The organism is Haloplanus sp. XH21, from assembly GCF_023276355.1.
Classification (GTDB): domain Archaea; phylum Halobacteriota; class Halobacteria; order Halobacteriales; family Haloferacaceae; genus Haloplanus; species Haloplanus halobius.
In genome coordinates, this window is the sequence record NZ_JALLPL010000001.1 from 1,105,408 (window position 1) to 1,131,689 (window position 26,282).

Annotated in this window: 22 protein-coding genes, 1 tRNA gene and 1 pseudogene; 10 read left to right on the plus strand and 14 right to left on the minus strand. The window is 64.5% G+C overall.

Going from position 1 to position 26,282, the window contains the following annotated elements:
• Positions 1–209 precede the first annotated feature (209 nt).
• From MXB53_RS05660 to MXB53_RS05675, 4 genes are all read right to left on the minus strand, one after another.
• A complete protein-coding gene (locus MXB53_RS05660) occupies positions 210–2,126 on the minus strand; it encodes a beta-CASP ribonuclease aCPSF1 (RefSeq protein ID WP_248896371.1) in 1,917 nt (638 codons plus the stop codon).
• 492 nt (positions 2,127–2,618) lie between these two features.
• A tRNA-Glu gene (locus MXB53_RS05665) sits at positions 2,619–2,693 on the minus strand.
• A gap of 310 nt (positions 2,694–3,003) precedes the next feature.
• Positions 3,004–3,624, minus strand: coding sequence for a hypothetical protein (locus MXB53_RS05670; protein WP_248896372.1), 621 nt, complete (start codon positions 3,622–3,624; stop codon positions 3,004–3,006).
• Positions 3,625–3,664: 40 nt separating this feature from the next.
• Positions 3,665–4,078 (minus strand): hypothetical protein, encoded by a 414-nt coding sequence (locus tag MXB53_RS05675; protein WP_248896374.1) that lies wholly within the window; start codon positions 4,076–4,078, stop codon positions 3,665–3,667.
• Between the two features lie 127 nt (positions 4,079–4,205).
• On the opposite strand from MXB53_RS05675, the pseudogene MXB53_RS15945 reads away from it, so the two are divergent.
• Together MXB53_RS15945 and MXB53_RS05690 are read left to right on the plus strand one after the other, a co-directional pair.
• Positions 4,206–8,112, plus strand: a pseudogene (locus tag MXB53_RS15945) (Eco57I restriction-modification methylase domain-containing protein).
• Between the two features lie 30 nt (positions 8,113–8,142).
• Positions 8,143–8,874 carry an SDR family oxidoreductase gene (locus MXB53_RS05690; protein WP_248896378.1) on the plus strand — a complete coding sequence of 244 codons (732 nt, stop codon included), beginning with the start codon at positions 8,143–8,145 and terminating at the stop codon, positions 8,872–8,874.
• Here the strand turns inward: MXB53_RS05690 and MXB53_RS05695 are convergent, their stop codons facing one another.
• The 4 genes from MXB53_RS05695 to MXB53_RS05710 all read right to left on the minus strand — a co-directional run bounded on the left by MXB53_RS05695 (position 8,875) and on the right by MXB53_RS05710 (position 10,235).
• Positions 8,875–9,066, minus strand: coding sequence for a YegP family protein (locus tag MXB53_RS05695; RefSeq protein WP_248896381.1), 192 nt, complete (start codon positions 9,064–9,066; stop codon positions 8,875–8,877).
• A gap of 148 nt (positions 9,067–9,214) precedes the next feature.
• The gene (locus tag MXB53_RS05700) at positions 9,215–9,487 is read right to left on the minus strand and encodes a hypothetical protein (protein ID WP_248896383.1); all 273 of its coding nucleotides are present in this window, start codon (positions 9,485–9,487) and stop codon (positions 9,215–9,217) included.
• Positions 9,488–9,533: 46 nt separating this feature from the next.
• A complete protein-coding gene (locus tag MXB53_RS05705) occupies positions 9,534–9,857 on the minus strand; it encodes a ribbon-helix-helix protein (protein WP_248896385.1) in 324 nt (107 codons plus the stop codon).
• A 72-nt stretch (positions 9,858–9,929) separates the two neighbouring features.
• Positions 9,930–10,235 carry a putative quinol monooxygenase gene (locus MXB53_RS05710; RefSeq protein ID WP_248896386.1) on the minus strand — a complete coding sequence of 102 codons (306 nt, stop codon included), beginning with the start codon at positions 10,233–10,235 and terminating at the stop codon, positions 9,930–9,932.
• Between the two features lie 103 nt (positions 10,236–10,338).
• On the opposite strand from MXB53_RS05710, the gene MXB53_RS05715 reads away from it, so the two are divergent.
• From MXB53_RS05715 to MXB53_RS05745, 7 genes are all read left to right on the plus strand, one after another.
• Positions 10,339–11,259 (plus strand): HhH-GPD family protein, encoded by a 921-nt coding sequence (locus MXB53_RS05715; RefSeq protein WP_248896387.1) that lies wholly within the window; start codon positions 10,339–10,341, stop codon positions 11,257–11,259.
• 148 nt (positions 11,260–11,407) lie between these two features.
• A complete protein-coding gene (locus tag MXB53_RS05720) occupies positions 11,408–12,190 on the plus strand; it encodes a beta-ketoacyl-ACP reductase (protein WP_248896388.1) in 783 nt (260 codons plus the stop codon).
• A 45-nt stretch (positions 12,191–12,235) separates the two neighbouring features.
• The gene (locus MXB53_RS05725) at positions 12,236–12,802 is read left to right on the plus strand and encodes an NADPH-dependent FMN reductase (RefSeq protein WP_248896389.1); all 567 of its coding nucleotides are present in this window, start codon (positions 12,236–12,238) and stop codon (positions 12,800–12,802) included.
• Between the two features lie 79 nt (positions 12,803–12,881).
• The gene (locus tag MXB53_RS05730; protein ID WP_248896391.1) at positions 12,882–13,475 is read left to right on the plus strand and encodes a YIP1 family protein; all 594 of its coding nucleotides are present in this window, start codon (positions 12,882–12,884) and stop codon (positions 13,473–13,475) included.
• Positions 13,476–13,532: 57 nt separating this feature from the next.
• Entirely contained in the window at positions 13,533–15,623 is a 2,091-nt protein-coding gene (locus MXB53_RS05735; protein WP_248896393.1) for a DHH family phosphoesterase, read from the plus strand.
• A 57-nt stretch (positions 15,624–15,680) separates the two neighbouring features.
• Entirely contained in the window at positions 15,681–17,369 is a 1,689-nt protein-coding gene (locus tag MXB53_RS05740; RefSeq protein ID WP_248896395.1) for a tRNA uridine(34) 5-carboxymethylaminomethyl modification radical SAM/GNAT enzyme Elp3, read from the plus strand.
• A gap of 126 nt (positions 17,370–17,495) precedes the next feature.
• Positions 17,496–21,155: a hypothetical protein gene (locus MXB53_RS05745; protein ID WP_248896397.1), complete on the plus strand. Its 3,660-nt coding sequence runs from the start codon at positions 17,496–17,498 to the stop codon at positions 21,153–21,155.
• A 27-nt stretch (positions 21,156–21,182) separates the two neighbouring features.
• On the opposite strand, the gene MXB53_RS05750 is transcribed toward MXB53_RS05745, so the two are convergent.
• Together MXB53_RS05750 and MXB53_RS05755 are read right to left on the minus strand one after the other, a co-directional pair.
• On the minus strand, positions 21,183–21,536 hold the full coding sequence (locus MXB53_RS05750; protein WP_248896398.1) for a hypothetical protein: 354 nt from the start codon (positions 21,534–21,536) through the stop codon (positions 21,183–21,185).
• A gap of 51 nt (positions 21,537–21,587) precedes the next feature.
• Positions 21,588–21,734: a hypothetical protein gene (locus MXB53_RS05755; protein WP_248896399.1), complete on the minus strand. Its 147-nt coding sequence runs from the start codon at positions 21,732–21,734 to the stop codon at positions 21,588–21,590.
• Positions 21,735–21,766: 32 nt separating this feature from the next.
• On the opposite strand from MXB53_RS05755, the gene MXB53_RS05760 reads away from it, so the two are divergent.
• A complete protein-coding gene (locus MXB53_RS05760) occupies positions 21,767–22,288 on the plus strand; it encodes an acyltransferase (protein WP_248896401.1) in 522 nt (173 codons plus the stop codon).
• Here the strand turns inward: MXB53_RS05760 and MXB53_RS05765 are convergent.
• The 4 genes from MXB53_RS05765 to aglJ all read right to left on the minus strand — a co-directional run bounded on the left by MXB53_RS05765 (position 22,285) and on the right by aglJ (position 26,245).
• Positions 22,285–23,067 carry a mechanosensitive ion channel domain-containing protein gene (locus MXB53_RS05765; RefSeq protein ID WP_248896402.1) on the minus strand — a complete coding sequence of 261 codons (783 nt, stop codon included), beginning with the start codon at positions 23,065–23,067 and terminating at the stop codon, positions 22,285–22,287. The two genes, MXB53_RS05760 and MXB53_RS05765, sit on opposite strands and share 4 nt — an antisense overlap.
• 1 nt (position 23,068) lies before the next feature.
• On the minus strand, positions 23,069–23,878 hold the full coding sequence (dacZ, locus tag MXB53_RS05770; RefSeq protein WP_248896404.1) for a diadenylate cyclase: 810 nt from the start codon (positions 23,876–23,878) through the stop codon (positions 23,069–23,071).
• An 87-nt stretch (positions 23,879–23,965) separates the two neighbouring features.
• Entirely contained in the window at positions 23,966–25,282 is a 1,317-nt protein-coding gene (gene purD / locus MXB53_RS05775; RefSeq protein WP_248896406.1) for a phosphoribosylamine--glycine ligase, read from the minus strand.
• Between the two features lie 57 nt (positions 25,283–25,339).
• Complete coding sequence (aglJ, locus tag MXB53_RS05780; protein ID WP_248896407.1) at positions 25,340–26,245, minus strand: S-layer glycoprotein N-glycosyltransferase AglJ; 906 nt, start codon at positions 26,243–26,245, stop codon at positions 25,340–25,342.
• Positions 26,246–26,282 lie beyond the last annotated feature (37 nt).

A 26,282-nucleotide genomic window follows, 5' to 3' on the forward strand; every position in this document is an offset into this window, starting at 1 on the left:
CTGCGTCGAGCGAGTTTCGACACTTGACGGCAACTCAAGGAGAAAGCCCCGTGCTTTAGCGCGGGGAGGATGTCAAGCTCGACTGGGACGGACCCGCGATGCAGGGATCGACAGGTGCGATAGCCGCTCAGACGGATTATTGTACTGCCTTCCAGTGGGTCGCCCAGACGGGTCGTCGACCCACCGGTACTGACGTACGATAAACCGTATCAATCGAAACGGAACGTCTCCAGATTTTTCGGCGCGTGCGTGCGAATATCGAACTCCTGATAGAGCCCGGACGAGAGCTGATCCGTCGACGACTCGTCCCCGTGTACACAAAGAATCTCCTCCGGCCGCGGATTCATCGTTTGCACGTAGTCTTCGAGGCCGCCCCGGTCCGCGTGGCCGGAAAATCCGCTGACCGATTCCACGTCGAAGCGCAGTGTCAGTTGCTCACTCCGGCTTCCGCGGTCACTGAACGGGATCTCTCGTCGACCGCTTTGAATCCGCCGTCCGAGCGTCCCCTGCGCTTGGTAGCCCACGAAGACCAACGTGTTCTCCGGGTCACCGCCCAGGAGTTCGAGCCACGACATGATCGGGCCGCCAGTCACCATCCCCGAAGTCGAGAGGATGATGCAGGGGTCGCCGCCGGCGATGTTCTCACGCATCTCCTGTCCGCCGTCGACCTGTTGGAACTGCTCGGCGAGGAACGGGTTCTTGTCCTCGTGGAGGATTCGCTGTCGCAGACCGTCTCGAAGGAACTCGGGATAGGCGGTGTGAATCGCCGTCGCCTCGCGGATCATCCCGTCGAGATAGATTGGCATCGTCGGGAGTTTCCCCTTCCGCATCGCTTCCTCGAGGACGAGCATGAGTTCCTGTGAGCGACCGACGGCGAAGGCGGGGATGACGACTTTCCCATCCTGTTCGTAGGTGTCGTCGATCAGCTCGATGAGCTTGCGCTCGCTGTCTTCCTGGTCGGTCTGGTCGTCGTTGCGCCGTCCATAGGTCGACTCCATGATGAGCGTCTCGACGCGCGGGAAGTCGTTGGATGCGCCGTTGAACAGGCGGGTGTCCGTGTGATGGATGTCGCCCGAGAAGACGACGTTGTGGAAGCCGTCGCCGACGTGGAAATGTGCGACGGCGCTCCCGAGGATGTGGCCCGCGTTGTGGAGCGTGAGTTTGATGTCCGGTGCGATGTCGGTGACGTCACCGTAGTCGACCGTGATCGTGTGTTTGAGTTCCTCGCGCACCATCGCGCTCTCGTAGGGCGGCGTCCGGCCTTCCTTCGCGGCGACGTCGAGATAGTCGAGCTGGAGCAGGCCCATCAGATCGCGGGTCGCCTGCGTGGTGTAGATGGGACCGTCGTAGCCGTACTTGAACAGGAGCGGAAGCAACGCGCTGTGGTCGAGATGGGCGTGGGTCAGGACGACCGCGTCGAGGTCCGGAATGGGGTTTGCCTCGGGCGCCTGCAGGTAGGGCACCTCGCCCTCGGCGCCGGGTTTGTCGCCGCAGTCGACGAGGATTCGCGTTTCCGGCGTGCTGAGGATGAAACTCGCGCGGCCCACCTCTCGACAGCACCCGAGCGTCGTCACGCGGACCCACTCCGTCTCGTGCGTGGGTTCGCGGTGAATGTGCTCGCCGACGCGTTCGAGGAACGCCTGTCGCTCGTCGCGTTCCTGAATCAGGAAGTTCCGGACGTTGTCGACCGTCGACGACTCCATCGGCGGCGTCCGCAGCACTTCGGGCGTCCAGCCGACCGCCTGTGTGATTTCGCGGAGCGTGCTCGCGCGCCGCCCGATGACGAGTCCGGGCTTCTCCGCTTCGATCAACACTTCGCCCGTCGTGGGATAGAACTGTAGGTTCGTAATGCCAGCCTCGTCGGGGATGACATCCATGATCCGCGGCTTGGCATCGGCCGGACTCGCCTGTGTGCCCGCCGCTGGCCGAACGGTGATGCGTTTTCGGATCGAACTGGCTAGCTTCCGTATCAGGCCGTCTCGCTCGGCGAACTCCCGGGGCGTTTCGGTGTAGATGACGAGTTCCGGGCCCTCGTAGGTAACCCGTGAAACGTTCAGTTCGTCCGGAATCTCGGCCTCCAACTTTGCTCGTACGGCGTCGAGTGGGCTCTGGTCGTCAGTACTCATAATGGGCTGTCGTCGGCAACTGCATATTGGATCTACGAACAAGCGGGAGAGGTCTCGGTCTCGGCAGAGAGGCTCTCCAGCAGATGAACGGACGAAATCGTTCGCCTGAAACTACCCGAGAGGCGGTATAAACCTTTCCGACGGGTGAGGTCCCAGATTCACGGCGATACGAAACGCAAATGACTAAGCATCCGTGCGAAGGTAGACCCGTCACAAGGCTCGCTAGCCACGAGACTCTGCCGAGATTCGACGCCTGCCCGATGAGGCCGTCTCGGCTGAGGGCGTGCATCGTCACGGCGTCCAGCGACCCTGCTGCTGGCCCCGTGAGTCCCACGCTGGCCATCGTGGGACCGAGCACTGCGCCGGTCCATCTGGATTTGCTCTCCGGATCGGACCTGCTTTTGCTCTTTCGCGCAGTCATCCAGCACCTTCGCAGAAGTCCCCAGAATCTCGAATCCGTCGTGCGCGTCTCGCTCGAAAAACCCGCTGCGATGCTCCGACAGGGATTCGAACCCTGGTCATTGCCGTGAGAGGGCAATATGATTGGCCGGACTACACTATCGGAGCTATCTGGCCCTGCGGGCCATCTCTTTATGTGGTAGCCGTCTTCTCGGCGTTCGCATCAGATTTGACGGACTGTTCGTATTTAAGCCCTGCTTTTTTGCACCGACGGCAACTGTAACTCGTCGGACGATTTCGGCTTGCCACCGGGCAGACTCGCCGGAAGGTGGGTGTATTTCATCGGCTCAGTTCCTCTACCTCTATTGCACACCCAAACATTGGCCGGAACACACTCTATTATTTCTGAATCTATACTGTAATTGCTATTAGAATTTGATTGGCCGGACAATCCTAATTCTTTCAGGTCGATTACTACCTACTGGAATGCAGTAGGGCCGGAGGGAGTATCTGTTTCTTCACCACCTCCCAATGATTTCCCTATTGGGTAACTTGCGAGTAGTATCTCCCGAATAGTTCGCCCGGTCTGCCTCACTCGTTTATATCCATCCCAAAGCAATGGGGTGGTAGTTGGCTCATTGTACGGGAATATGAGTTCTTGCGTTCTACATCGAGATGTTTGATACGAGTCCAGAACATCAAGGATGATCTCGCAGTCACCGGATGTAGCTACTTCGTGTATCCGAAGATAAATTTCAACCAGCGTATTGGCATCCACATTATCATCAAGATCCTCTCTCAATTGAGCTCGCGCTTCCTCAAGATCCTCAGACGTAATCTCAATCTCCTCAGAATCACCGTCTCTATTATTCTCCGCCGCTATACGTTCATCTAACCGTATTAGATGGGCGACAGCAAGGTAGTCCCACTCTGGAGAAGCTAATACCCGGACTCTGTCACAGCCTGTGCCTATCCAGCAACCCATTCGGCGTATATCATCATTTCCAACGTAATCTATATGTTCTGTTGGTTGACCAAACTCATCTGCTTTTGATTCAATTGCCGCGACTATATTTTCGACCTGTTCTTCGTTCGGCATCGCTGATCAATAGTAGATCAAGCAACATAATTGTTGGATGCTATCGGTGGTAGCCGCTGGAGCACGAATCAGAAAGTAGATTCCAGACTTTGAGCCACGGGATGAACCGACCAGCAACGACCATCGCCGCTCCAATACAAATGAGCCAGAAGCCGGCTTGGCTTTGTTGATGGAGTAGTTGAGACGCGCCGACAACTTCGAGGATAGCGCCAATAAATCCAAGCGGGCCCGCAACCAGCGTGGCGAGGCCGATAGTTATCAACGTCATTATTCCTGGAAGTGACTGCACGAGTGCGGCGAGGAAGCTGATCGTCACCTGTGTACTCATACTTGGATCTTCCATTGCAGGGTTTGGAGCAGTCATTATAGCGTTCACAACCGTCGCTAATAGGGGTAGGATTATCGAGGCAACTGCCTCAGCAACGCGCTTTCTGAAGCGATCAACAGGGTGCATATTGTTGTTACAACTATGCCACAAATAAGTTTTACACACGTTATCATCCTGCATAACTTGATCTGGATATTCCCCGAATACTTTACAATCCGAGCGGATAGCAAATTGACGAGACCCTATCCGCACGATGGCATCTAATCCCTCCACCGCCGCGACCGAGTTCGTTCGAGAAGCCTTCGAGACCACGGTCGAAGAGGACGCCGAGGTTAGCTTCATTCAGGCTGTCGACGACGCCGTCTCCCGGCTTCGAGAACAGATCGACGACAACACCCTCGAAAAGATACTCCGGGCCGATCCCGGCTCCTACAAACTTCGGGCGGGAATGACGCGTGACGGACTCGACCCCGAACCGTTCACTCAACGCGCCGTCATAGAGCCCCTTCTCGACGAGCTCGGCTACGAGTACGACACGGAGGCCGGTGGACTCTCTGGTGAACGGACGATGGTCGCAGACTACACCGTCTCTCTGCGTGACTACGACGACATCGACTCTACTCGTCTGCTCATCGAGGCCGAACCGATCAACAAGAAGCTGGATCAGCGCGATCACGGACTCGGGCAGGTTCGGGACTGGCTCAGTCAGCGGGAGTTCGAGTCGGACTTCGGCTTCGCTACCGACGGCCTCCGGTGGATCTTCGTCCGGTACGACCCCGATGCCTATACTCACAACGTCATCGAGGAGGTCGACCTTCAGCCGGTGTTCCTCGCGTTGTTCGAGAATCAAGTCGGGAGCCAACACTCTCTCTCGCGTGATTCGATCTGGGCGGGGGGGGGGGGTGATCTCGTCTGAACGGGGCTGTGAGACCATAACTCGTCTGATTAGGACTTTTCAATTCGACAATTTCTGTTCTATTTCGGAGGAAGCCCGCCAGGTCATCAAGCGCCGCCAAGAGGAGATCACCGACGAGTTCTACGAGGACTACATTCGCTACGTCTTCGGGATCGTCGACGAGGGGGAGGAGCGGAGCGCCCGGTCGCTGATCGGGAACGGCGTCGTAAAGCCGGATAGTGCCACCGAGGAGGACGCTCGGCTGTTCGCCGTCGAGCTGATGAACCGGCTCATCTTCATCAAATTCCTCGAAGACAAGCACATCGTTGATCCCGATCTTCTCCTCGAATTGCAGGACACTCACGAGCGGGGGATCTACGCCGGGTCGCTCTACGAGGAGATGATCCAGCCGCTCTTCTACGACGTGATGAACGAGAAGCCCGCCGACCGCTCCCCCAACATCACGAATGTCGACCTCTTCATGGGAGTTCCTTACCTCAACAGCGGCCTGTTCCGCCCGACCATCGAGGACGACGAGGGCGGCTTCCGAGAGGCAGACTTCGACGTGCGAGACTCCGTCCTGACCGATATTATCGACCTGCTGGAGCGGTACAGCTTCTCGGCAGGCGGCGCACCGACGGATCTCGACCCGAGCGTTCTGGGCAACGTATTCGAGAAGACGGTCAACTACATCACCAGCGACAACGCCGACACGAACAAAGAACTCGGTGCGTACTACACCCCGAGCGAAATCACCCGATTCTGCGCCGAGGAGACCGTTCGCCCGGCCCTTCTCGACCGATTCAAAGAGACGCTGGTCGACGAGTGCGACTGGAAAGAGCGGGACGTTCGCGTGTTCGACTCGGTGTACGGACTCATCGAGGACTTGCCGCCGAATATGGCGATCATCGGCCCGCTTCTGGAGACAGTCGACGAGTTCCGGGTGGTCGACCCGGCGTGTGGCTCGGGGCACTTCCTCACGTCCGTCCTCGAAGAAATCGTCGGCATCCGTCGGGCGCTGTACGTCCAGACCGAGGCCGACACGACGCCCGGCGACTACAAGCTGAAGAAGAAGACCGTCCTCGAAAACATCTACGGCGTCGACCTGATGGGGCCGGCGGTCGAGATCGGGAAGCTCCGGCTGTGGCTCTCGATAATTTCCGAGCTCGAACGCGAGGACTTGGACGACCTCGGGGAAGAGGAGCTGGCTCTGCCCAACATCGTCTTCAACCTCCGGTCGGGGAACAGCCTGATCGGCTACACCGGCTTCCCCGAGACGACGGACAACGGGGAATACACGCTCGGCAGTTTTAGCGAGGACAGCGTCCGTGACCGCTACGAGGGCATCATCACGGAAATCGAGAAACACGAGAAGGCCTTCGACAGCGACACCGCGGAGAAACATCGGCGGAAGGCATTCGAGAAACTTCGGACGGCCCGCGAGGAGTTGATCGACGACATTCACGGGGACTTCGTGGACGCCGGGATCGAGGATATTACGCCCGAGACGGTCGCGGAGATGGAGCCGTTCAACTGGGTGCTCGAATTCGCGGAGGTGTACGCCGACGGTGGCTTTGATGTGGTGGTCGGGAATCCACCGTGGGATCGGATCAAACCGCTCCGTGACGACTTCTTTGTCCGATACGACCGGAAATTCCGGACGCTGATGCCCGCGGCCAAAGACGCTCGGCAGGAAGAACTACTGGACGACCCGGAGATTGCGGAGGCGTGGGAGGCATACAAACGCAATATCAAGATTCAGGCAGACTACTTCAATAACGCCGAGGCCTACGAACTCCAGCGGCCCACAGTCGCCGGTCGCACCGAGGGGACGGAAAACGACCTTTCGGCACTGTTCTTGGAGCGTGTCTTCCACATCGCCCGCGACGACGGCTACGTTGCTCAGATTCTACCGGGCACGATTTTCACCGGATCGTCGGGGAAAGACCTCCGAATGCACCTCCTCGACGAGACGCGGGTCGACGTGATGGCCCACTTTATGAACCACGGGATTTTCGACAATATCGACACCCGGTACAAATTCACCGTCCTGACCTTCGAGAATCGGGGCGAGACGGATCAGATTCGGAGCCTGTATCGGGAGGGTAATGCTGACGTGCTCCAGAATATCGACGAGACTGCCTTCAGAACATCTCGTACCGTTCTCGAACAGTATTCTCCGGAAGCGCGAGTATTCCCTCTACTGAAATCTGAAAAGGAAAGCGATGTTCTCAGCAAGATCATTCAGAACCCCTCTATCGGGGAATCCGTGGGAGATAGTTGGTATGCGAACCCCTACGCAGAACTCCACCGAACGAGTGATACAGACCGATTTATCGAATCCGCGCCGGAGGGCGATTATCCGGTTCTCGGCGGAAAGAACGTCTACCAGTTCGTCCACGACTCGACATACTTCGACATAGAGGGGCCGGAGTTCTGGAGTGTCGAAGAGCCACCGCAGGAGAGTGCGAAGTACCGCGTTCGGGAGAAGAATCTCCGCAAGCTCAAGCGGGGGCTCTACGACGCCTTCGACGGGACTGGTTCACAGATTGGCTTTGTCAACGACCTTCTGGAGGAACACCGGGGCAAGCCACTCTCCGAAGAGGATGTGCGCCCCGACTGTACTGAGTACCGGATCGTGTTTCGGGACATCACGAGTGCGACGAATGAGCGAACTATTATCGCGTCAATAATCCCCCGTGGTATAGTCTGTCACAATAAGCTTCACACTGTTCGACCATTTGAGATCCGTCCTGAACGTGACGATTTAGAAGATGATCCTCTTCACGGAGTATATGAACGGATCTTCACCGCTAAGGAACTGTTCGTCGCTCTTGGATTAATCAACAGCATCCCCTTCGACTTCCTGATGAAGACAAAGATCGACACGACAGTTGTGATGTACAAATTTGAGGAGTCGCAGGCCCCGCGCCTCACGGCCGGGGACGAGTGGTTCGACTTCATTTCTGAGCGGGCGGCCCGACTCAACTGCTACGGTGAGGCCTTCGAGGAGATGCGCGACCGACTCGGCGGGATCGAGCCGGCGACGGAGATGGACGAACGCCGGGAGCTTCAGGCCGAGATCGACGCGGCGGCTTTCCACGCCTACGGCCTCGACCGGGAACAGACCAACTTCGTGCTCGACGACTTCCACCGGGTCAACGATCCTCGGCTGATGGACGAGGACTACTTCGAGATGGTGGCGGTGAAGTACGACGAACTGGACGAGGAGGGTGTCACATCGGTCGGGAGAGGCGGAAAGTAAAGGCCCTCCGGACCGACACCACCGACAACCATGTCTCTCGAAGACCGTGCGGCCATCGTCACGGGTGCGAGTTCCGGCATCGGCGAAGCGACCGCACACGCGCTCGCAAGCGAGGGAGCGCGCGTCGCCCTCGCGGCGCGGAGCGAGGATCGACTGGCCTCGATCGCAGCCGACCTCGAAACCAAACACGGCGTCGAAACGCTCGTCGTCCCGACGGACGTTCGCGACGAGGACGCCGTCGAGGCGCTGATCGAGACGGTCGTCGAGACGTTCGGCGGGATCGATGTCCTCGTCAACAACGCGGGCCTCGGGCGCGGCGGCGACGTGGCCGATCTCGCGACCGCGGACTACCGGGCGATGATGGACACCAACGTCGACGGCGTCTTCTTCGCGACGCGCGCGGCGCTCCCCCATCTGCAGGAATCGGACGGGAACCTGATCTTCGTCGGTAGTTTCGCCGGGCAGTACCCGCGACCCGGGAATCCGGTGTACGCGGCGACCAAGTGGTGGGTTCGTGGATTCGCCCACAGCGTCGAGGCCCAGGCCGGACCCGAGGGCGTCGGCGTCACCGTCGTCAATCCGACCGAGGTCCGCACCGAGTTCGGCGGCGACGACGGCGCGTCCTTCGCCGAGCGGTTCGAACCGGGCGAGGTGAGCGAGCCCGAGGAGATCGCCGACGCGATCGTCTTCGCCGCCGGCCAGGAGCATTCGACGGTCCACGAGATCGATGTCTACCGCCGGGACAAGTTCGAGGAGTGGTGATCACGCCTCCCGGTCGACCGACTCGACGCCGGCCTCCGGGGCCGCGTGTTTGATCCGCTGGATGTCGACCATCGCCGCCCGTCGTGTCGGATAGGTGCCGTCGCTCGTCGCGATCGTCGTGCCGTCGTGGCGGAGGCGCCAGCCAAACGCCGCAGCGTCGGCTTCGAACACCTCGAACGTGGCGTCGACCATACGTCGCCGAGAACCGCCACCGCCAAACGCCTTGTGCCGACTCGTGCTGTCGACCTCCGGCCGTCTCATACGGTTTGTTGTAAGTCAGTACCGGTGGGTCGCTGGACTGTTTCGGCGACCCACCGGTAACCAGTCACAATAATCCGTCTCAGGAGAGCTGTCTGGACCACCAGCGGAGCCAGTCCGACAGCGGCCCGCGCTGGCCGTCGACGTGGACCCGGACCGTCCCGTCCAGGTGCCACCGGGCGAACTCGGAGTCGGAGTCCATCCGCAGCGGCACGTCGACGGTGACTTCCTCGAACGAACATTCCAGGTCTTCCTCCCGGTCGATTGCGGTGTCGAGGACGTCGTCGACGAGGTCGAGCCACGTCTGTTCGTCGGTCGCTTCGGCGACGCCGTCACCGGGCGGGGCGTTCGACATCAGTTCATCTAGGCCGCGACGGGGGCTTGTATCTTCGCCTCGTCGGTCACATCTGGTAGCGGCGTTCGTCGTCCCGCTGCGGGTACTGGTCGGCGCCCGTCATCTCGTCGTAAGTCATCCCCGAGAGATACTCGTCGTAGGTCACGTCGTAGCCCTGCCGCAGGTGGAAATCGAGGTCGCCGGTGTCGACGGTCGACCGATAGAGCGCGTGGACCGCCCGGCGAACGAGTTCGCCCGGATCCTCGGGGTCCAGCGCCGCCATCAGCATGGCGAGTTCGTTTCGGGTCTCCCGGTCGAGGTCGACGTCGATGTCGTCGCCGAGGTCGCTGTAGGCGTTTTTCACGTCCGCGTTCAGGTCGTCGAGGCTCATGCACCGGACAAGGTGCGGGCGTGGAATACGGCTTTCGGCTGACCGAGCGGCGACGCCGACGCCAGCCCCGCGCTACAGGTCGAGTTCGGTCGACGACGACACGTCGAACCGTAGCACTTCGGGTTCGCCGTCGAGGAGGTCCGGGAGGGCTGCCTCGAACGACGCGAAGTGATCCGTCTCGGTGTGGGCGGCGAAGGCCTCCTCGTCCTCGTATCGCTCCAGGAAGCGGAACACGTTGGGATCCTCAACGTCTTCGCCGACGCGGTAGTCGATGGTGCCCGCCTCCGCGCGGGACTGTTCCGCGAGCGTTCTGATGTGGTCGAGTGCCTCCTCGCGCTTGTCGGGATCGATGGGGAAGGTAGCGTGTACGACGAGCATTGCGCCCCATCCAACGCAGTCGGGGTATAAAACCGATTGCCCGCCGTGCGGTCCTGCCGCCGAACCACCACCCCTAAGCGATCGCGCCCCCCATCGACAACCAATGAGCGAGGACGCCGTCTTGCCGCCCGAGGTCGACCGCGAGGCCGTCCGAACGGCGCTCGTCGAGTGGTACGAGGCCGACCACCGAGCGTTCCCGTGGCGGGAGACCGACGATCCCTACGAGATCCTCGTCTCGGAGGTGATGAGCCAGCAGACCCAACTCGACCGCGTCGTCGACGCCTGGGAGGCGTTTCTCGGCCGCTGGCCGACCGCCGAATCGCTCGCAGACGCCGACCGGAGCGAGGTGGTCGGTTTCTGGTCCGACCAGCGACTCGGCTACAACAACCGCGCGCGCTATCTCCACGAGGCCGCCGGACAGATCGTCGACGAGTTCGACGGCGAGTTCCCGCGGACGCCCGACGGCCTCCAGTCGCTGATGGGTGTCGGTCCCTACACCGCCAACGCCGTCGCGAGTTTCGCGTTCAACGCCGGCGACGCCGTCGTCGACACCAACGTCAAGCGCGTCCTCCACCGCGCCTTCTCCGTTCCGGACGACGACGCCGCCTTCGAACGCGCCGCCAGCGAACTCATGCCGGCGGGTGACTCACGGGTCTGGAACAACGCCATCATGGAACTCGGTGGCGTCGCCTGCGAGCAGGTGCCGCGCTGTGACGAGGCGGGGTGTCCGTGGCGAACCTGGTGTGACGCCTACGAGACGGGGGATTTCACCGCGCCCGACGTGCCGACCCAGCCCGCCTTCGAAGGGAGTCGCCGACAGATGCGCGGCCGCGTGATATCGGCGCTCAAAGAGTACGACGAACTCGCGCTCGACGAACTCGGGCCGCGCGTCCGCGTCGACTACACACCGGACGGCGAGTACGGTCGGGAGTGGCTCCGTGGACTGCTGTCGGACCTGGCCGACGACGGGTTGGTCGAACTCGCGGACGGCGACGACGCCACCGTCGCACGGCTTCGAGCGTAGGGCACGCGTTCGATGCTTCCTTCCACCCGCAGTAGGCCGGTCGTGGCAGGCTCTGTCGTACGGATTTTCGTGTCACGATCGTCGGGGAAGTCAGCTGTCGGCGAAAAACACGCGAATAATTATCAGGGAATACGTTCATGGGGAAGACATGTCCGAAACGACACGGCGACTGGATCCGCTGGATCCACGCCCGCTCGATGGCCGGACCTGCGTCGTCACGGGCGCGTCGCGGGGGATCGGCCGGTCGATCGCCTACGAGTTGGCGCGGTGTGGTGGTGACGTGGCCATCAACTACCGCAGTTCCGCCGCCGAGGCCCGCGACGTCAAGGAGGTCATTGAGGAGAATGACGAGACGGCGATGTGTGCCCAGGCGGATGTCTCGGACCCCGACGAGGTCGAACGGATGGCTGCCGAAGTGCACGAGGAACTCGGCTCCGTCGACGTGCTCGTCAACAACGCCGGCATCACCATCGACCGGCGGTTCGAGGAAATGAGTCACGAGGACTGGCAACAGGTCATCGATGTCAACCTCGGCGGGACGTTCAACTGCACCAAGGCTTTCTTCGAAGACATCCAGTCGGCCGAGGAGGGCCGTCTGATCAACATCTCCAGCGTGGTCGGCCAGCAGGGCAACTACGGCCAGGCGAACTACGCCACTTCGAAGGGTGGGCTGTTCGCGTTCACGCGGACGCTCGCGCTCGAACTCGCGAGCACGGGCTCGACGGCGAACTGCGTCGCGCCCGGGTTCGTGAAGACGGACATGCTCGAGAAGGTGCCCGAGCGCGTCCAGGAGAAGATCCGCGCTCGGATCCCGCTGGATCGCTTCGCCGACACCCAGGATATCGTCGGCATGATCCGGTTTCTGGCGAGCGACGACGCGAGCTACATGACCGGCCAGGTGCTCGGCGTCAACGGCGGTCTGGAGTGGTAGGCCGCTGCCCCCGGACTCTTTGACGCTGGGGCCGTACGCCGGGGTATGGTCACCGTCGTCGCGATTCCGGGCAGTCTTCGGGAACACAGTTACACCCGTCTCGCGCTCGGACACGCTCTTGACGGCGCCAGGGACGCCGGCGCCGACGCCGAGTTGCTCGACCTCCGACGGTTCGATCTGCAGCCGTTGAACCCCGATGTCGACGATCAGGGCGACAGTGCGGCGTTCGCGCGGCGGGTCCGTGCGGCCGACGCGGTGTTGCTCGGCACGCCGATGTATCACGGGTCGTACTCCGGCGTGCTGAAAAACGCCCTCGACCACTGCGGGTTCGACGAGTTCGAGGGCAAGACCGTCGGCCTGCTCGGCGTCGCGGGCGGCGCCTTCCCCATCACGGCGCTCGAACACCTGCGATCGGTGTGTCGCGCCCTCGACGCGTGGGTGTTGCCCCACCAGGCGGCCGTCCCCCGCGCGTCGTCGGCGTTCGAGGACGGCGCGTTCGTCGACGACGACCTGGCGAGTCGGGTCGACACGCTGGGGCGGCGCGTCGTCGAATACGCCCGTATCGAACCCGACCCGTCGACCTTCGAGAGCGACCAGAACGTGGGCGGGTAGTCGCCGGTATCCGTGCGCTCCGTTCCACACGCTCCGATAGACCAGAATCCATTTGCCTGCCGCCACCGCACACCCTCTCGTGACGACGTGGGTCGAGAACCCCCGCGGCGGTCGTGACCGCGGACTGCGCGGCATCGTTCGGGCGTGGGCCGAGGTGCTGGGTCGCCCCAGGCGATTCTTCCGTCACGGCGTCGCGCCGGGCGATCAGGCGCCGGGCCTCGTGTTCGCCGTCGCGATGGCCGTCATCTACGCCGCCTCGCTATCCGTTCTCGATCCGTCGCGGTTCCCGGCCGGCGGGCCGCTCCGTGCCGCGGTCACCGTCCTGCTCGTCGGCGTCCTCGTCGCGCCCGCGGTGCTCCACCTGCTCGCGGCGCTTCAGACGCTCCTGTTGATGGCGGTCGTCCGTGACCGTGCCGGCGTGAGCGAGACGGTCCAGGTCATTGCGTACGCGACGGCGCCCGCCCCGTTCGCGGCGATTCCGATTCCCGAGGTTCGGGTCGCGTGCTGTCTGTACGGGGCGACGTTGCTCGTCGTCGGTCTCGGCGTCGTCCACGACACGACGCGACTCCGGGCGTTCGTCGCCGGGACGGTCCCCGCCGTCCTCCTGTTCGGCGTCGGGTTCGGTGGGAGCGACGCCCTGGTCGACCTGCTTTTGTCGTGGTATATCATCTGAATCGGCTGTCAGGGCATTTCGACAATCGTTTTAGGGTGTAGCTGTTCGATTCCGCTAATGGATTGGATCACCCACGAAGAGGACGTTTGGTTTGATTTCCGCGGCTCCACCACCGATCAACTGGTCTCGGGCCGCTACTACAAGGGGACGGTCGACGGCTTCGCCGACTTCGGCGTCTTCGTCGACCTCTCTCCTGGTGTCACCGGACTGTTGCATCGGAGCGAACTCGACCGCCGGCTCGAGAGTCTCGGCTGGGACCCCGGCGAGACCGTGTTCGTGCAGGTGAAAAACGTCCGCGACAACGGTAACGTCGACCTCGCGTGGTCGAAGCGGCAGTCGGAACGCGAGTTCCGCGGGGCGAAAGTTCACGACCCCGAGGGCGAGGCCGACGGCGAGCAGATCGAGATGGGCGCCGAGGAGGCGACGGAGTCGCCCGCGCCCGTCCGACAGACGCCGACCGCGTCCAGCGGCGAGGAACTGAACGGTGCTGCGGAGACGACCGAGGAAGCCGAAACCCCGTCCTCGTCCCCGTCCCCGTCCGAAGCCGACGACGTGACGGACGAGATCGCAGAAGCGACGGAGACGGACTCACCCGACGACCCCGAAACGGTCGACCCGGAGACGGCCGTCGACGCCGCCGAGCTGGAACGCGTCGATGTCGACGCCCTCGACGACCACGTCGGCGACGACGTGCGCCTCGAAGGCGAGATCGTCGGCGTCCGACAGACGAGCGGTCCGACGGTGTTCGAACTCCGCGACAGCACGGGTGCCGTCGACTGCGCGGCGTTCGTCGAGGCGGGCGTCCGCGCCTACCCCGATGTCGAAGTCGGAAGCGTCGTCCGCCTCGCCGGCGAGGTCGAACTCCGCTACGACGAACTGCAGGTCGAAACCGAGTCGCTCACGATTCTGGAGGGCGAGGAGGCCGCAGCCGTCGAACAGCGCCTGGCCGACGCGCTGACGGCGGAGGCCCGACCGGACGACGTCGTCTCACTGGCCGATCACGACGCCATCGACGCGGTGGCCGGCGACCTGCTCGACGCGGCGGAGACCATCCGCCGGGCCGTGCTCGAATCCCGTCCCATCGTCGTTCGCCACGCCGCGACGGCGGATGGCTACGTCGCCGGCGCCGCCGTCGAGCGCGCCGTCCTGCCGCTGATCCGGTCGGAACACGCCGCCGCCGACGCCGAGTACCATTTCTTCACGCGCCGTCCGCTCGAGGAGTCCGTCTACGACATGGACGACGCGACCAAGGACGTGACGCGGATGCTCCAGGACCGCGACCGACACGACGAGAAGCTCCCGCTGGTCCTGCTCGTCGGCACCGGCAGCACGGTCGAATCCAGCGACGGCCTGGGCCTGCTCGGCATCTACGGCGCCAGCCGCGTCGTCGTCGACGCCGAGGTGGCCGACGCCGCAATCGCCGACGACTGCGAAGCCATCGTCAACCCGAGTCTGGCCGGCGCCGACGCCGCCGACCTCTCGACGGGTGCGATGGCGACCACGCTCGCGGCGACGGTCAACGCCGACGTGCGCGACGACCTCGCGCACCTGCCTGCCGTCTCCTACTGGAGCGACACGCCCCAGGCGTACGGCGATCTCGCCGCCGACGCGGGCTTCGACGCCGACCGCACGCGCGAACTTCGCGAGGCCATCGCGCTGGAGGCCTACTACCAGTCCTACGAGGAGAAACGCGAACTCATCACGGACCTCCTGTTCGACGCCACGAGCGGCCTGGCCGGACACATCAGCGAGCAGTTCCGCCAGAAACTCGACGACGAGATCGAGACGGCGACGGCCAACCTGGACCGGAACGAGGAGGACGGCGTCGTCGTCGACCACCTCGACACCGACGCCTACACCCACCGCTTCGACTTCCCGCCCAAGAGCCTCCTACTCGACGAACTGCACCGCCGACGCCGCCCCGAGGATGACAGCTACCTGACCGTCGGCGTCGCTACAGACGAACTCTACCTGCGCAGTAGCGGCGACCTGGACCTCCGGGGCGTCGCGAGCGACGCTGCCGAGGCGGTCTCCGACGCCGGTATCACGGCCGCGAGCATCCGTGACGGCCGCATCGAGTTCCTTTCGGGCCGTCGCGACGCCGCCGTCGACGCCATCGTCGACGCCGCTGTCGACCGCATCGCCTGATCTTCGGACCCCCCGGAGCGACACCCTTAACCCCGCGAATCGACGACACGAGGACGAATGACTAGCGCCGGCAACGCCGCGAGCGCGGACGCCGAGTCGGGCGAGAGTGAGGCGTTCGAGCGCGTCTGTGCGGCCCTCGTCGACCGCATCCTCGACGGCGAGGTGGACCGCGACGACCTGGAGTCGGCGAAACTCGACGCCTGCTCGGAGCACGGCGCGGCGAAGGTGCCGAAAAACGCCCACATCCTCCAGCGCGCCCCCGACGAGCGGCGCGACGAGGTGCAGGAGGTCGTCCAGCGCAAGCCCGTTCGGACAGCCTCCGGCGTCTCCCCCGTCGCCATCATGACGTCGCCGAACATGTGCCCGCACGGGAAATGCCTCTACTGTCCCGGCGGCCCGGCCTCCGAGTTCGACAGCGCCCAGAGTTACACGGGCCACGAACCCGCCGCGGCCCGGGGCGAGCAGAACGACTACGACCCCTACGGGCAGGTGACGCTCCGTCTGGAACAGCTCCGCCACATTGGCCACCCCGTCGACAAGGTGGAGCTCATCCTGATGGGCGGGACGATGACCGCCCGGAGCCACGACTATCAGGAGTGGTTCGTCAAGCGGGCGCTCCAGGCCCTCAACGAATACGACACCGATTCGACGCCGGACCCGGCCGAGGGGCGGAGTTTCGCCCCGGACGAGGTTCCGGAGTTCGAATATCTTGAAGACGTCATCGCCGAAAACGAGACGGCGGACATCCGGAACATCGGCACGACGTTCGAGACCAAACCCGACTGGTGCGACCCCGAACAGATCGACCGGATGCTCGACCTCGGCGGGACGAAAGTCGAAGTCGGCGTCCAGACCACCTACGAGCGCATCAATCGCGAGATGCACCGCGGCCACGGCGTGCAGGCCTCTATCGACGCCAACCGCCGCCTGCGCGACGCCGCGTTCAAGGTCGGCTTCCACATGATGCCCGGCCAACCGGGCATGACCGAGGAGATGTGTCTCGAGGACTTCCGCCAGCTGTTCGAGGATCCCCGCTGGCGGCCCGACTACCTCAAAATCTACCCGACGCTCGTCGTCCGCGGCACCCGCATCTACGACCGCTGGCGCCGCGACGAGTTCGACCCCCTGAACAACGACCAGGCGGCCGACCTGGTGGCGGAGGTGATGGACCTGATTCCGAAGTACACGCGCCTCCAGCGAGTGCAACGCGACATCCCCGCCGACCACATCGACGCCGGCGTCTGGAAGTCGAACCTCCGGCAACTGGCCGAACAGCGCGCGGCAGAGCGGGGGATCACGCCCCGCGACATCCGCGCCCGCGAGGTGGGGCACAACGACGCCGACCCGGACCCCGGCCGGGTCGAACTCGATGTCATGACCTACGAGGCCGGCGGCGGCACGGAACATTTCATCAGTTTCGAGGACCCCGTCGCCGACCTGCTCATCGGCTTTTGTCGCCTGCGCTTCCCGAACGACCCCGTGCGGCGCGAACTCGACAACGCCGCGCTGGTGCGCGAACTCCACGTCTACGGGAGCGAGGCGGGCATCCGCGAGGAGACGGAGGGCGACGGCGACTGGCAACACAAGGGCTACGGTCGGCGCCTCCTCGAACGCGCCGAGGAACTCGCCGCCGACGCCGGCTACGACAAGGTGAGCGTCATCAGCGGCATCGGCGTCCGCCAGTATTACCGCGAGAAACTCGGGTATTATCAGGACGGGCCGTACGTCTCGAAGCGACTGACGTAGGTGTCGCCGCGTTCGTCGCTTTTAACATATCGATGCGTCTCCACAGTAACCACGTTCGATGTCTTTGGTTGCTACTCGATGCCGTGGTGGGCGTATAGCTGACTCCGCATTCGCGGAAGATACTCTATGACTGCGCGACGAACTGCCATCCTCGTCGTGACCGTGGCGTCGCTCGTCCTCGCCAGCCTGGGTTCGCCGCTGGTCGGGCCCGTGGCGGCAGCACAGGACGAAGCCGCCGTCTACGACGCGCCCGGCGGGGCCCAGATCAGCACGGCCACCGACGGGGAGACGGTGTACATCAACGCGACTGCTGGGACGCTTAATGGGACGGAAGAGCAGGTCACGGTGACCAACGGGACCGCGTCCATCACGATTACGATGTACGACACGGGTGCCGGTTCGGACCCGACGGGGAGTGACGGCGAGTACTGGGGATCGTTCAACCTCTCGGCCACAACGACCGACGACGCGAGCGACACGTTGCTCGTCCAGAAGGGGAGTTCGGCGTCTGCGACCGTCGACCTAGACGGTGATGGGAACAGTGCCCCGGTGTCGGTGACCGCCGACTACGGGCCGGTGCCGACGGGGGCGACTACGTACGACAACACCACCGACGGCACCGTCGACAACGTGACCGTCACCTTCGACGAGGCGGTCAAGACATCCTCCGCCTACGCGACGGACAACTTCACCGTCGGCGGCGCAACGGTGTCGGGCATCGCCGACAACGACGGCGACGACACGCTCCGTCTCGAACTCAGTTCGGCGACGGCGAACGAGACGGGGCTCACGCCCGATGTGACGGTGTCGCAGAACGCGGTGCAGGACACGAACGGCAACGCGGGTCCCGCCGGAAGTTCGGTGACCGTCACCGCGAGCGACGGGGCGGCGCCCATCGCGCTGAACGCCTCGTACCGGGACACGAACGCCGACGGGACGGTCGACCGCGTCGACGTGCGCTACTCGGAGGACGTGTCGGCGTCGTCCTACGTCGATGGCGACTGGTCGATTCCCGTGGACGGAACGATCAGTCTCACCAAAGACAGCAGCGGGACCGTCTCGAATAGAGAGGTCCGCATCGACGTCACCGGCACCGCGAACAACACGGGCGGCAGCATCGCACCGACAGTCGACTACGCGGGGACGAACATCACCGACGGACAGAACGCCGCACCTGCACAGACGCTCACGGTACGGGACAGGGCCGCGCCGACGTTCGTCCACGTCGAGACAGCCAACCACGTTCGAGACGGCCTCGTCGACAACCTGACCGTAACGTTCACCGAAGAGGTCGCGTCGGGGTCGGTCGAGGCGGCCGACTTCTCCATCGGCACGGCCAACAATCTCTCGGGCACCGTCTCGGACGTGAGCAGTGACGGCGGTGGCTACACCGTGGACGTGGTGCTGTCCCACCCGTCTGGCGGGCAGGCTGACACGGGCGCGACGCCGACGCTCGCGTACGCTTCGGGGTCCGAGGCGGCGATACAGGACGCCGCCGGCAACCGAATGCTCGATACGACGTCCGCCCCCGCCATCGATAAGGCGTCGCCGTACGCCATCGAAATCTCGATGCTCGACGGCCCGACTGCGGACGGACAGGTCGATAGGATTGAGGTTCTGCACTCCGAAGACGTGTCGGACAGTTCGCCGACGACGGGCGCCTACTCGCTCAACGGGAGTGACGCCGACGCGGTCACCATCGACCAAGCCTCGGTGAACGGCTCGTCGGTCATACTCAACGTCACCGCGCCGGCCAACGACACCGGACTCAACCTGACGCTCACGTACCACGCGTTGGGTGGGAGTATCACCGACGGCTCGAACCCGGCCATCTACGTCCAAAATCGCTCCGTCAAAGACGCCGCGGCGCCGCTGATGCAGTCGGTGACGACGTTGTCGTTTGGGGGTGGAACCGTGGACTGGCTGGAAGTGGTGTTCACCGAATCCATCGACGACGGGACGGTCGACGCGCATGATTCCCTCGAAGCGGATGATTTCTCCTTGTCGTCGGGCGTGGTCGACGGGTTTCAGTCTTCAATCGAGGACGACAACCAAATCCGGATCTCGGTGAGCGGCTCCCCCCCGTACGACACGAGCTTCACGCCCGACGTGACGCTCAAGGGCGACTCGATTCAGGACCTGGCCACGACGCCGAACAGCAACCCGAAACAGACGCTGACGGCGTCCGACGGCGCACCGCCGGACATCATCGCGGCATCGACGGCCGACGCCGACGGTGACGGGGCTGTCGACCGCATCGACGTGGCGGTTTCGGAGCCCATCGACGACGGTGCATCGACGCTCGACGCGTCGGCGTTCTCGCTCTCCGCTGGTTCGGTGGACGGCGTCGATACCGGGACGGCAGACGACGCCATCCTCCAACTGTCCGTCTCCGGCCTGTCGGGAAGTGACGCGACGCCGAACGTGACGGCCGCGGCCGGCACGCTCGTCGACCCACTCGGCAACACAATCCCCGAGTCGACGACGTTCACCGGGACGACCAGCGGCGCGGCGCCCGCCGTCGAACGGGCGACGACGCTCGACCGCGACGGGGACGGGAACGTCGACGCCGCGACGCTCACGTTCACGGGCGCTATCGACGACTCGACGGTCACGCCCGGTGACTGGACGCTCGGCGGGGCGGCCGTCGAGGCGGTGAACACCCTATCCGCGGCGGACGACGACACGATCCAACTCCGCATCACGACCGGGGTGTCCGGAACCGGCCCCGCCGCGGTCACGTATACGCCGGGGTCGACGACCGGACTCGACGGCAGCAGCATCGCGGCGATAACCGACAGCGACGTAGACGAAACCGACGGTGCGACGCCAGTCATCGGGGACGTGTCGGCTTCGACCGACGATGCGACGCCGTCTCGCGTCGAGATAACGGTCGTCGCTTCGGAGCCGTTGGACGCTGTCACCGTCGACCTGAGCGGTCCTGATTCGCAGACAGTATCGAGTTTCACCACCTTGGGGAGCGGACCGTACACGCACACGCTGACCACGACCGTCGACACCAGCGGGACGTACACGGTATCGCTCCAGCGGGCCGCTGATGCCGCCGGAAACGACGGCGCGGCGGGTCAGCAGGCTACCGTGGCGGTGTCCGTGCCGTCCAGCGGGGGCGGCGGTGCCCCGTCGGCGCCTGGGTCACCATCGACCCACCGCAGCTCCGCGACGGTCTCCGTCTTCTCGAACATCGACGCCGCGACGTTCGACCTCTCCGACGGGCCGGTCAGTCGGATCGAGGTTCGTAGTCAGGGGTCGGCAACGGGGTTCGCCCGTGCTACGTCGCTCTCCTCACTCCCGAGTGGGACGCCCTCGCCGGACGGTCAGACGGTGAGCGCCGTCTCCCTCCAGATGCCCGGTGAATGGCGCACCTCTGACGCGACGGTACGCATGACTCTCGATGCTGCGGCGGTCGACGTCGACCCGGGCCGCCTGCGGGTCGCACGCTATGACGGGTCGTCGTGGTCGACGCTCGAAACGAGCGTCGAGCGCGGAGCGGGCAGAACGCTGGTCGTAACGGCCCAGACGCCCGGCTTCTCCGTGTTCGCAGTTACCGCCGTCGAGGAGTCGTCCGACGCGACCACCACGCCGGCCCAGACGGACGAAGTGACGGTCTCAGTGTCGACGGCGACGTCTACCGCCGACGGGACGACACCCGGCACGGCGACTGCCACCGATACGGCCACGTCCACGACGGGCGACGGTGCCGGATTCGGCGCCCTCGTCGCTGTTCTCGGACTGCTCGGACTAGTCGCGCTCCGGCGGCGCCCCTGATCCGACGGGATCACGGGGTATGGTATCTTACGTCCCCGGAATCCCGACCGCGCCGATACCGAGACTGAAGACCCGATTCACCACGCTGAGGATGATGAGCGCGGCAAGCCAGGCGATGCCGCCGATGAGTGCGGCCCGGACCCAGCCACCTCGATATCGCCAGTTGATGACGCCGACCCAGACGACCAGCGCCAGCAGCGACCCGACGACTGGAATCCACGACGTGAGCGCCCACGCGATGGCGCCGAGGAGCGCCGTCACCACGGCATGGCTGTAATCGTCGACGCCGGCGATGACCCGCGCGCTCAGATAGATGGCGAGGCCGCCGACGAGTAATGCAACGAGAAATGCGACGGCCGACCCGAGAACTGGAACTGCCATAGCGGCTATTTCGGGGCGAGACACCTATACGTGGTGGCAGGGCAGACCGTATCAGACGGACGCGAACGCGTACGCGATCGAGGAGAAGAGCATGAGCAACACCAGTACGAGCGCGAGCAGTTGCTGCCGTTCCATACGGCTGCATCGTGGGGCCGTCACGTGTGCGTTTCGTTCGTCACCGATCGCTCCGTGACTCACGGTTTCAAGACGGTCGGTGACGAACAGCGCCCGTGACCGATTCGGACGCCGAGCGGCGACACGATCGTCTCGACCGCCACCCCACCGGCGGGTCGCGGAACTCGCTGTGGCACTGGATGCGCGCACGACACCCGATCCGGGTCGCCGTCAACTACCTCGCGGTCTGGCTAATTCGCGTCTCGCCGAGTCTCCGGGCGAAAAACTGGCTGCTCCGACGGCTGGGGACCACGGTCGGCCCCGGCGTCGCCGTCGGCCTCGAAGCCACCGTCGACGTGTTCTGGCCGGAACTCGTCACCCTCCGGAGCGACGCCATCGTCGGCTACGACGCCACCCTGCTCTGTCACGAGTTCCTGCAGGACGAGTACCGCACGGGCGAGGTGATCGTCGGGGAACGGGCACTCGTGGGCGCGGGCGCCGTCGTCCTTCCGGGCGTCGAAATCGGTGCCGACGCGAAGGTGGCCGCCAACTCGCTGGTGACCGACGACGTGCCGCCGGAGACGACGGTGGCGGGCGTGCCGGCCCGTCCCGTTGAGGGTGGGGTGAGCGAACGTTAGGACCGGACCCGGACGAAACCCTCGGCGAACACTTTGCTGTTGGGAAGGACGTACTCCTCGCCGTCGGTCTCGACGTGGGTAACGAAGAGGTCCATCTCCTGAACGATCCCGCGCACGTCGCCGACGCGGATCTCGTCGCCGATGGTGTAGGGCTGCTGGAGGAGGAGGTAGGTACCGATGGCGCCGGCCGAGAGCAGGTGCCGGAAAGCGAGGCCGCCGAGGAAGACGAGCGCGAAGACGTAGGCCGCGAGCAGGACGATGAGCGCCGCGGTGGCGACGCCAACCTGGCCGAGGGCGATCAGCGCGGCGAGATAGAAGACGCTGTATTTCGCCATCAGGGGGAGGACGTCGATCTGCGGGAGCTTCACCCCGCGGAACCGCTCGGACACCAGGAGTTCCACCTTGTCGCCGAGGACGACCCCGACGATGAGGACGACGATAGCGAAAAAGAGCTGTGGGAGAAAGCCGGCGACGGCGTTCCAGAACTGGGCGACGTACTGGATTTCGGCGACGGCGATGGCGGCGAACACCGCGATGCCGAACACGAAGTAGCCGGCGATGGCCGACAGGATGGCGACGGTCGAGGTGCCGAACTCGCGGGCGGTTCGCTCGAAGGTCGTGCCCTCGATGACGCCCGGGATGCCCGCCCGGTGGAGGAGCCGCTGGACTAACATCCGGACGACCCACCCGAGCACGAGGCCGAGAAAGAGCGTCGCGAACGCGAGCCAGAAGCGGATGGGCACGGCCGTGAAGACGTCGTTGATGGCGCCGGATTGCATCTCAGTACTCCTCCGGATCGATCTCCAGAACGAGGTCGCCCCCCTTGAACGCCCGGACCATGCCATCCGATTCGGAGAGCACGATGGCGATGGCGTTGGTGTCGCGCGTGATGGCGCCGCCGGCCATGTGGCGGGCGCCCAGTCCCTTCGGGATGTCGACCCCTTCGGCGGAGGGTTCGAGGTAGCGGTACGCCGAAACGATCTTGCCCGAATCGGAGACGACGAAGGCGCCGTCGAGGCGCGAGAACTCCTTGAGCATCACGTTCACGATGGGGTCGCCGACGTGGACGTGGGACTTCTCGAAGGGGTTGTAGCTGAGCGGGCGGGACTTGTTCATCACCTTGCCCGCGTCGCCGACGACGAACAGCGCGCCGACGGGCTTGCCCTTCTGGCCCTTCTTCCCGAGGTCGATGGCCACCTCGAAGACATCACGGACCACGCCGGGATCGGCGCGCGAATCGGTAAAGAGGTCGTAGACGCCGGACCGCACCGACTCCTCGACGCGTATCCGGACCAGGGAGTCGGTGTCGTCGTCGAACATCCCGACGGTGCAGGCGATGGTGTCGCCCGCCGAGACGAGATCGCGGTCCATCGCGCCCTCGATCCCGAACCGGATGCGCTCGCGGACGTCGTCGAAGTCCAACGGGAGTTCTACGAACGGCTCTGCGTCGACGTCGTTCTCCGTTGCGATCACCACGCGCGGCACGTCCAGGTCGTCGAACTTCCCGTAGTAGGACGCCGACGGGGAGAACAGAAACAGTCCGTCGATGTCGGCCACGAGGTCGTCCAGAGAATCCCGTAACGTCGCCATTACCGAAATGACGGCACGCGGCGAAATAAAGGTTTGCTGAGCGTCACACGCCCGTCATACGCTTCTTAGCGCCGAACAGAGGACGGGCTACTCGCGGAGTCGCTCCACGTGGTCGATCCGTTGCTGGACGAGCGCCGGCCGGCCGATGTCGTGGCGCACGCGGAGGCCGTCGCCTGCGGCGGCAAGCGCGTCCTCGGCGATGGTCTCGGCGGCCGTGATCGTCTCGTCGATTCCCACGACAGCAAAGGCCCGGGAGGTGGTGGTGTAGAGGCCGTCGTCGCGGGCGTCGACGCTCGCATAGAAGAGCAGGGCGTCGCCGGCGTCGGTCCCGCTCTCCGCGGCCGCTTGGGCGACGCTCTCCTCGTCGACATCGATGCGCGCGCCCGCCTCGGGATCCGTGGGGTAGCCCGCGGGGACGGCGTATTTACACACCGTCGCTCGGCGGGAGAATTCGAGGGCGGGCAGCCGAACGCCCTCCCGCGCGGCCGTGAGCACGTCCACGAACGGCGTCTCGAGGACGGGCAGCGTGTTCATCGCCTCGGGGTCGCCGAAGCGGGCGTTGAACTCCACGACGCGTACGCCGTCGGCGGTGAGCATGAACTGCCCGTAGAGGACGCCCTTGTACTCTCCCAGCGCGTCGACGGTGGCCTCCAGGATCTCGACGGCGGCGTCGTAGTCCGCCTCGTCCATGAACGGGAGCGTCGGGGTGGCGTCGCTGTAACTTCCCATCCCGCCCGTGTTCGGCCCCTCGTCGCCTTCGTAGGCGCGCTTGTGGTCCTGCACGGCGGGCGTGGTGCGCACCTCGCCGTTGGCGACGAACGCCTGGACGGTGAACTCCTCGCCGATCAGTCGCTCCTCGAGGACGACGCGGTCGTAGTCGGCCTCGCGGAGATACGCCTTGGCCTCGGCTTTGGTCACCTGATCGCCGGTGACCCGGACGCCCTTGCCGCCGGTGAGGCCGGCGGGTTTGACGGCCAGGTCACCGTCGTAGGCGTCGATGTAGTCGCAGGCGGCGTCCATATCGTCGAACGTCTCGAAGTCGGGACAGCCCGGAATCCCCTCGTCGCGCATGAACCGTCGCTGATAGGCCTTGTCCGTCTCGATGCGGGCCGCGTCGGCGTCGGGGCCGAAGGTGTAGACGCCGGCGTCGTCGAGGGCGTCGGCGACGCCCGCTGCGAGGGCGGATTCGGGACCGACGACGGCGAGCGTTGCATCTACCTCGCGCGCGAACGCGACGATTTCCGCGGCGTCGCGCTCATCGATTGCGCGCATCTCCGCGGCCAGGGCCGCGATGCCGGGGTTGCGGTTGCTCGCACAGGCATAGAGGTCACAGTCCGGAGCAACGGCGCGGGCGATGGCGTGTTCGCGCCCGCCGCCGCCGACGAGGAGCACTGTCTCGGGCATACGCTCGGTTCCCCCGGGGAACGGCCTAAACGTTGCCCTTCGTGCGGCCCGCCCGCGCTACTCCCGTTCCTCGACGTTCTCCCGGTGCAAGGAGAGGATCAGATCGGCGAGCAGGCCGAACATCAACAGTTGGACGCCGACCAGGATGGCGAAGGCGGCGACGACGGCGATGACTTCGTGGGAGACGCTCCGGGTGATCCACTCGACGCCGACGTAGGCGGCGAGCAGGACGCCCGTCAGCGTCGACACCGAGCCGATGCTTCCGAAGTAAAACAGGGGATTGCTGGTTTTCGCCCGGCGGTACAGTTCCAGCATGATGAGCCCGCCGTCACGGACGGGATGGAGGTTCGTGTTCGATCCCGCGGGGCGCGACGAGTAGGTGATGGGAACGACGGTCGTCGGGATGTTTTGCTTGGCGCATTCGACGGCCATCTCCGTCTCGATACCGAACCCCTCCGCGGAGAGCCGCATCCGCTCGAAAGAGTCGCGGGTGAACGCCCGGTAGCCGGAGAGGATGTCGTCGAACGACTCGCCGTGAATGACGCCGAAGGCGGCGTTGATGAGGCGGTTGCCCACGCGGTTGAGAAGCGTCATCGCGCCCGGTTCCATGTCGGCGAAGCGGTTGCCGATAACGTGTTCGGCGTCGCCCTCGAAAAGTGGCTCGAGCATCGCGTCGGCGTCGGCGGCGTGGTACGTGCCGTCGCCGTCGACCATGAGGACGGACTCGGCGTCGATGTGGTCCGAGACGGCTTCGCGGACCGCCTGCCCCTTGCCGGAGCCGGATTGGGTGACGACGCGCGCACCGGCCTCGCGAGCGACGGTTCGGGTGTCGTCCGTCGACCCGCCGTCGATGACCAGGACGTTCTCGAAGCCGGCGTCGCGGAACTCCGTGACGACGTCGCCGACGGTTTCGGCCTCGTCGAGCGTGGGGACGAGCACGCAGACGTCGTCGCGGTCGGACATACAAACCATCTCTCCGGGCGGGCCAAAAAGTCGTTCC

Coding starts and splice junctions, on each gene's coding strand:
- MXB53_RS05745 (WP_248896397.1), top strand. CDS start 17,496: ATGACTGCGCGACGAACTGCCATCCTCGTCGTGACCGTGGCGTCGCTC.
- MXB53_RS05695 (WP_248896381.1), bottom strand. CDS start 9,066: ATGGTCGACGCCACGTTCGAGGTGTTCGAAGCCGACGCTGCGGCGTTT.
- MXB53_RS05700 (WP_248896383.1), bottom strand. CDS start 9,487: ATGTCGAACGCCCCGCCCGGTGACGGCGTCGCCGAAGCGACCGACGAA.
- purD (WP_248896406.1), bottom strand. CDS start 25,282: ATGCCCGAGACAGTGCTCCTCGTCGGCGGCGGCGGGCGCGAACACGCC.
- dacZ (WP_248896404.1), bottom strand. CDS start 23,878: ATGGCGACGTTACGGGATTCTCTGGACGACCTCGTGGCCGACATCGAC.
- MXB53_RS05720 (WP_248896388.1), top strand. CDS start 11,408: ATGTCCGAAACGACACGGCGACTGGATCCGCTGGATCCACGCCCGCTC.
- MXB53_RS05710 (WP_248896386.1), bottom strand. CDS start 10,235: ATGCTCGTCGTACACGCTACCTTCCCCATCGATCCCGACAAGCGCGAG.
- MXB53_RS05660 (WP_248896371.1), bottom strand. CDS start 2,126: ATGAGTACTGACGACCAGAGCCCACTCGACGCCGTACGAGCAAAGTTG.
- MXB53_RS05690 (WP_248896378.1), top strand. CDS start 8,143: ATGTCTCTCGAAGACCGTGCGGCCATCGTCACGGGTGCGAGTTCCGGC.
- MXB53_RS05725 (WP_248896389.1), top strand. CDS start 12,236: ATGGTCACCGTCGTCGCGATTCCGGGCAGTCTTCGGGAACACAGTTAC.
- MXB53_RS05670 (WP_248896372.1), bottom strand. CDS start 3,624: ATGCCGAACGAAGAACAGGTCGAAAATATAGTCGCGGCAATTGAATCA.
- MXB53_RS05765 (WP_248896402.1), bottom strand. CDS start 23,067: ATGCAATCCGGCGCCATCAACGACGTCTTCACGGCCGTGCCCATCCGC.
- MXB53_RS05740 (WP_248896395.1), top strand. CDS start 15,681: ATGACTAGCGCCGGCAACGCCGCGAGCGCGGACGCCGAGTCGGGCGAG.
- MXB53_RS05675 (WP_248896374.1), bottom strand. CDS start 4,078: ATGCACCCTGTTGATCGCTTCAGAAAGCGCGTTGCTGAGGCAGTTGCC.
- MXB53_RS05715 (WP_248896387.1), top strand. CDS start 10,339: ATGAGCGAGGACGCCGTCTTGCCGCCCGAGGTCGACCGCGAGGCCGTC.
- aglJ (WP_248896407.1), bottom strand. CDS start 26,245: ATGTCCGACCGCGACGACGTCTGCGTGCTCGTCCCCACGCTCGACGAG.
- MXB53_RS05750 (WP_248896398.1), bottom strand. CDS start 21,536: ATGGCAGTTCCAGTTCTCGGGTCGGCCGTCGCATTTCTCGTTGCATTA.
- MXB53_RS05735 (WP_248896393.1), top strand. CDS start 13,533: ATGGATTGGATCACCCACGAAGAGGACGTTTGGTTTGATTTCCGCGGC.
- MXB53_RS05705 (WP_248896385.1), bottom strand. CDS start 9,857: ATGAGCCTCGACGACCTGAACGCGGACGTGAAAAACGCCTACAGCGAC.